The sequence below is a fragment of the Mesorhizobium sp. M4A.F.Ca.ET.020.02.1.1 genome, from assembly GCF_004022645.1.
Classification (GTDB): domain Bacteria; phylum Pseudomonadota; class Alphaproteobacteria; order Rhizobiales; family Rhizobiaceae; genus Mesorhizobium.
In genome coordinates this window covers 1-4,559 of sequence record NZ_RZOI01000503.1, presented here as the reverse complement: position 1 = coordinate 4,559, position 4,559 = coordinate 1, and the positions used below count along the sequence as shown (strand labels likewise).

Here is a 4,559-nt window from a genome sequence, read left to right as displayed (position 1 = left end):
GCGATCAGTCTGGTCAACGCTCGGGCCGACAAAGTCTCCGGCGGCATCGACGATTTCTCCGTCCTCATGGGCGATGGCGAAAGCCTTGGGGCGCGTCGGCTGATCCTGAGCTATGGCATCACGGACCAGATGCCCGATGTGCCGGGGTTTGCCGAAAGCTGGGGCACGTCCATCGTGCCCTGTCCCTATTGCGACGGCTTTGAAGTCGCCGGCCAGCATTGGGGCCTCGTCTGGTCCGGCCCGCAGTCGCACAATCAGGCCAGGCTGTTCCACGATTGGACTGACAGGTTGACGGTCTTCGCCGATGGTCACGACATCCCGACCGATATCCGGGCCGATCTGGAGCGTCGCAACACACCTATCGTCGATGGCCGGATCACTGAAATCACCCGTCATAGCGGCCGTAATCCCACCCTCAAGCTCGCTTCCGGCCGTGATGTCGCTGTCGACATTCTGTTCGCACATCCGCGCAACAAGCCGTCCGCCGGCCTGCATGAATCACTGGGCCTCGCCACGGCCGCTACACCCCTTGGCATCGTCCTCAAGGTTGATGAGCGCCGCGAAACCAGCATGCCCGGCATCTACGCCGCGGGCGACCTCACTAACCCCATGATCCCCTCGGTCACCACGGCATCGTGGCAAGGCGCGATGGCGGGCATCTTCGCCCAGCAGTCGATGCTGGTTTGAGAGGCGCGCCTGGAATCACCTTGTTGCAAACGTTCAAATTTGAGCTTCCGCACTCATGCTTTGTCGAGAGTATCTCCTTTAGTCTCCTAGACCTTCTGCGCCGTAAGTTTGGCCGTTTTGCATCGCCGTCGGCGACGATGACGACGAAATAGGAGAACGCAATGACTCGCAGTCACGTTGAACGTCTTGGAGAGTTCAGGGAAATCCTCGTCGCAACTCGACGCGAAGGCGTCCGTAACGTGCACCATACGCGCGACGCAATGCGGGCAAGTGGCTTCCAGATCGGAGACAGCGATGGCTCCAGCTACGGTGCCCAACTGAAGGCGCTCCAGGAGGAAATCGAGGCAGTCGACCGCGCCATTGAAGACGAGAAGCGGCTGGCCTTGATCATCGAAAGCCCGGCTCCATCCCGCCGACCGACCAAGCCGAGAATCGTGAAGGGGACGTAGAGCCAGCCGCTGGCGCCTCGAAGACGTGCTTACCCGACCGAGATTTGATCGTGGTGGCCGCTCGGCACAAACAAGGCGCCGTTAATGGTAGTTAGCGGACCCGACTTTGATGCATTGCCTGGGGTGCTGCTTAACTCCACCGCAGTTCGGTTCTTTCCTTTGTGGCTCTGTATTCTACTTGCTGAGCAAGGATGGAAAATCAGTGTTGGCGCGTTTGTGTGCGAGCACTCTCTCAATAAATGGAGAGCCCGCAACTCTCTGATACGCTCCTTCTGCTAACCCTAGTAGGGTTTCTCGCCTGGCGGGCGTTGCCAAATCCAGACCGAGGTCGACAATCTGTTCATTCGAGGGCCGCGCATCGATGCGCAAGTATCGATCATGCAACTGATGCTCGACCATAAAGTCCACGATCTGCTGCTGGGAGGACATGACCGTCGAGATCAGACGCTCGTTCTTCATCCACTCGACAACGCCCAGATCTGGACCGAGTGACGCGGGCAGCGAAAACCCTGTGGTAGTTGTGCCTACACTCAAGAGTGTAATATCTGATACCCGCTGGTCGCAAAAATGCACAGCTTCGTGTAGTGCGCAAGCATCTGGAGAGTTTGCGACCAGACCTCCATCCGCATAATAGCTGTTGTCAATTTTAGCCATCGGAAAGAATGTCGGGGCTGCGGATGTGGCCATTGCAATGTCGGCTGCCTTGCGATGAAGATCGACAACGACACCCGAACTATGTGGTGTTTTGAATATCTGCACACTCCCTTTCGTCATATTCACTGCTGGCACCACCAATCTGGTATGCGCATGTCCGAAGAGTGTGTCTTTTCCGACAATTTTCTCGATAGTCGCGCGAAGGGCATTTCCGTCATACTTCGGGCCACCCGTATAGAATTTGTACTGGGCCACCTTTCGTGCAATCCACCCAGCAGCAGGCTCCCCTTTTGGGAAGATTGCCGCCCCTTGTTCCAAGAATGTCTCTCTTATCTCTTTGGCAGTTTTGTCCATGGCCAGACCAATGGCGATGATTCCGCCGATGGAGGTCCCGGCGATTAGGTCAAAGCATTGACCAATCGGCTTGCCAGCTTGCCGCTCCAATCGTGCCAGCACCTCAATGGTGAACAGCCCGCGGTAGCCGCCACCGCTTAAAGACAGGATATTGAACGACATTCATTGGCCCCGACATAATTTTTGAAGTACGGCGTACCAGCAACTTGAGACCAAGTCGACTTTCGACGCAGGTGTAAGTGCTTTAATAACGTCGAGCCGAAAAATAATCATCCAAGATTGACGATCACGCGATTGCGGCCGCCGTTCTTGGCATTGTAAAGCGCGACATCAGCCCGCTTTACTAATCCGGCTACCGTATCCGCGCCCGTGAGTACCGAAGATACGCCAATGCTGACGGTCACTTCGATTGTCTTAGCCTCCTGGCCAACAGCAAACGGCATTTGGGCGATTTTGGCGCGTATGTGCTCTGCGACTTTCGCGGCCACAGTGCTGTCCGTGTCCGGCATCACTACAACGAACTCATCGCCCCCGTAGACGCATGCAAGGTCAATCGCGCGCACATGCTTGCGCAGCCGGAGTGCGCACTCTCGCAGTACGTCGCCACCTGCGTCGTGGCCGTATGTATCATTGACCAACTTTAGAAGGTCGACATCCGTGATCATCACCGACAGCGGCCGTCCGCGCGTCACAGCACGATCGAACAGGGTCGGCAAATGGCTGTCGAGATAACGGCGGTTGTGCAGCCCGGTTACAGAATCTGTGATCGCCATCTCGATGGTTTGGGTGACGCTGCCGCGGAGCTGGTCATTGTAGCGCTTGCGCCGAACCTGCGTGCGCAGGCGTGCCGTAAGCTCGTGCTGATCGATCGGCCTCGTCAGATAGTCGTTGATGCCGAGTTCGAGACCGCGGATGATGCGCGCCTCCTCGTCGTCGCCGGCCAGGAGGATGATCGGCAGGAAGCGGGTGCGGTCGAGCGAGCGCAGTTGCGAGCATAGCCTGAGCGCATCGAAATGGGTGAAGGCCGTCGAGATCAGCACGCACTCGTAGGATGTTTCGGCGGCCTGGAAGAGACCGGCATTCGGATCGGTCGCGACATCGAGCTCAGCGCTGCCGAGCAGCATCTTCCGGATGCACTCGACCGAAGGCTTGCGCTCGTCGACCACAAGCACTCTGGGCTTGGTGTCTTCCGACTCGAAGTTGCGGCTGAGCAGCTCCTGGATGCCTATGTTGCGCGTGGTCGAGGCGCGCAGGCGCAACTCGTCGGTCAGCGACTTCAGTCTGACTAGGCTCTTCACCCGCGTCATCAGTTGCAGATCATTGACCGGCTTGGTGAGGAAGTCGTCGGCGCCGGCCTCGAGGCCGCGCACCCGGTCGGACACCTGGTCGAGCGCGGTGATCATGACCACGGGAATATGTGAGGTCGCCGGCTCGCTCTTCAGCCTCTTACAGACCTCGAAGCCGTCCATGCCCGTCATCATCACGTTGAGTAGCACGACGTCGACCTTGCCATTTTCGCAGATCTCGATCGCGTCCGGACTGTTGCTCGCTGTCAGCACCTCGAAATATTCGGCGAGAAGCCTAACTTCCAGCAGCCGCACATTGGCGGGGATGTTGTCGACGACGAGTATACGCGCGGTCATGACAAAATATGCTCCTGGGGACGTATTCCATCATTGGGATTGGCCGGATTTCGTTGATTGAACACTACCGAGCACAAATACAAGATAATGCGCCCTTGCTGCACGTAAGGCGTTTCTGGCGCAAGGTGGCCAATGACGAACAAACGCGCGTCTCTGCTCGTCATCCCCCTTGCCAACCTCCCCACCTTCCCCTAATCTCCCTCTGAGAAAACCTTTTCCCAAATCGCTCTGCGCTCGCTGACCTCACCCGTCATCGCCGCGCAGGGCGATAAGAGAAAACCTTTTCCCAATCAAGGGATGCGCCTCGCCACATGTCCTCCGATGCCTCGCCAGCGCCAGCCCCGGTCACCCTGCGCGAGGTGGCGTCGGCCGCCGGCGTCAGCGTGGCGACGGCCTCGAAAGCGCTGAACGGGCAGGGGCGGATGACGGCGGAGACGCGCGAGCGCATCCGCGAGACGGCGCAGCGGCTGGGGTTCCGGCCGAACAGCCTGGCGCAGAGCCTGCTGCGCAAGCGTTCCTTCACCGTCGGGCTGCTCACCAACGATACTTACGGCCGCTTCTCGCTGCCGCTGATGGCCGGCGTGTCCGACGCGCTGGTCGACGCCGGCGTCTCGGTGTTCCTGTGCAATGTCGAGGACGATCCGCGCCTCGGTCAGCTGCATGTCGAGGCCATGCTCGACAAGCGCGTCGACGGCATCATCGCCACCGGCAAGCGCATCGACCGCCATCTGCCGATCGACCTCTCCAATCTGCGCATCCCGGTCATCTATGC

At 58.9% G+C, this 4,559-nt stretch carries 5 protein-coding genes; 3 read left to right on the top strand and 2 right to left on the bottom strand.

What is annotated here, in order from left to right:
* Both EN742_RS25245 and EN742_RS25240 read left to right on the top strand, forming a co-directional pair.
* A partial coding sequence (locus EN742_RS25245) for an NAD(P)/FAD-dependent oxidoreductase (RefSeq protein ID WP_148670244.1) occupies positions 1-687 on the top strand: 687 nt, incomplete at its 5' end.
* A gap of 161 nt (positions 688-848) precedes the next feature.
* Complete coding sequence (locus EN742_RS25240) at positions 849-1,136, top strand: hypothetical protein (RefSeq protein WP_127407020.1); 288 nt, start codon at positions 849-851, stop codon at positions 1,134-1,136.
* Positions 1,137-1,310: 174 nt separating this feature from the next.
* Here the strand turns inward: EN742_RS25240 and EN742_RS25235 are convergent, their stop codons facing one another.
* Positions 1,311-2,306: a CBASS cGAMP-activated phospholipase gene (locus EN742_RS25235; protein WP_127407021.1), complete on the bottom strand. Its 996-nt coding sequence runs from the start codon at positions 2,304-2,306 to the stop codon at positions 1,311-1,313.
* A 107-nt stretch (positions 2,307-2,413) separates the two neighbouring features.
* Positions 2,414-3,787, bottom strand: a complete 1,374-nt coding sequence (locus EN742_RS25230; RefSeq protein ID WP_128333409.1) for a PleD family two-component system response regulator — start codon at positions 3,785-3,787, stop codon at positions 2,414-2,416.
* Between the two features lie 311 nt (positions 3,788-4,098).
* Between EN742_RS25230 and EN742_RS25225 the strand changes: the two genes are divergently transcribed.
* Positions 4,099-4,559 (top strand): LacI family DNA-binding transcriptional regulator (locus EN742_RS25225; protein WP_148670243.1); only part of this gene is annotated, 461 nt, incomplete at its 3' end.

Bases quoted from the DNA above. Each gene is read 5' to 3' on its own strand.
- EN742_RS25240 (WP_127407020.1), top strand. From the start codon at position 849: ATGACTCGCAGTCACGTTGAACGTCTTGGAGAGTTCAGGGAAATCCTC.
- EN742_RS25235 (WP_127407021.1), bottom strand. From the start codon at position 2,306: ATGTCGTTCAATATCCTGTCTTTAAGCGGTGGCGGCTACCGCGGGCTG.
- EN742_RS25230 (WP_128333409.1), bottom strand. From the start codon at position 3,787: ATGACCGCGCGTATACTCGTCGTCGACAACATCCCCGCCAATGTGCGG.